The sequence below is a fragment of the Burkholderia sp. BCC1988 genome (assembly GCF_905339895.1).
Taxonomy (GTDB): Bacteria; Pseudomonadota; Gammaproteobacteria; order Burkholderiales; family Burkholderiaceae; genus Burkholderia.
This window is the reverse complement of sequence record NZ_CAJPHA010000064.1, coordinates 1-996: the sequence shown is the minus strand read 5'-3', so window position 1 is coordinate 996 and position 996 is coordinate 1. Positions and strand designations below refer to the sequence as shown.

Sequence of the window (996 nt, the reverse complement as noted above, 5' to 3'; positions counted from 1 at the left end):
ATGCGCGCCGAACGTGCGCTCGCCCAGCTTCACGTCGCCGCGCGTGCGCGGCTCCGCGCCGAAGATCAGCCGCGCGAGCTCGGTGCGGCCCGCGCCGACGAGCCCGGCGATGCCGAGCACCTCGCCCGCATGCAGGTCGAGGCTGCAGCCGCGCACGCGCTCGCCGTCGGCGATGTCGCGCACCGACAGCAGCAGGTGGCCGGGATCGTACGGCGCGTGTTCCTTCTTGTAGAAGCCCGAGATGTCGCGGCCGACCATCATCGCGACGAGCCGCTCGGCCGACAGCGACGCGCGCTCGAGCGTGCCGACGTACGAGCCGTCGCGCAGCACCGACACGCGGTCGGACAGTTCGTAGATCTCCGCCATCCGGTGGCTGATGTAGATGATCGCGAGACCCTCCTCGCGCAGCTGGCGGATCAGGCCGAACAGGTGCTCGGTCTCGCGCGACGACAGCGGCGTCGTCGGTTCGTCCATCACGAGGATGCGTGCGCGGGTATGCACGGCGCGCGCGATCTCGACGAGCTGCTGCTCGGCGATCGACAGCGTGCCGACCAGCGTGTCGGGGCCGAACGGCGCACCGAGGCGCGCGAGCACGTCCTGGCAGCCGCGCGCCATCGCCGCGCGGTCGATGGTGCCCCAGCGACGGTTGCCGCGGCGCAGTTCGCGGCCGACGTAGATGTTTTCCGCGACGGTGAGGTTGGGCGCGAGGCACAGCTCCTGGTAGATCACGGCGACGCCGGCATCGCGCGCGGCGAGCGGGCCGTCGACGTCGATGCGCGCGCCGTCGATCAGGATCTCGCCGCCGGCGTCGGCGCGGTACGCGCCCGACAGAATCTTCATCAGCGTCGACTTGCCCGCGCCGTTCTCGCCCATCAGCGAATGGATCTCGCCCGGATAGACGGTCAGGCTGACGTTGTCGAGCGCGCGCACGGCCGGGAAGGTCTTGCTGATGCCGCGCATCTCGAGCAGCGGCCGGGGGGACTCAGAACGCGACAT

Annotated in this window: 1 protein-coding gene; it reads right to left on the bottom strand. The window is 71.1% G+C overall.

Translation table 11 applies throughout. The annotated features are described in order from the left end of the window. Positions 1–996: sugar ABC transporter ATP-binding protein (locus U4012_RS35540; RefSeq protein ID WP_321804543.1), on the bottom strand; the 996-nt coding region annotated here is incomplete at its 3' end.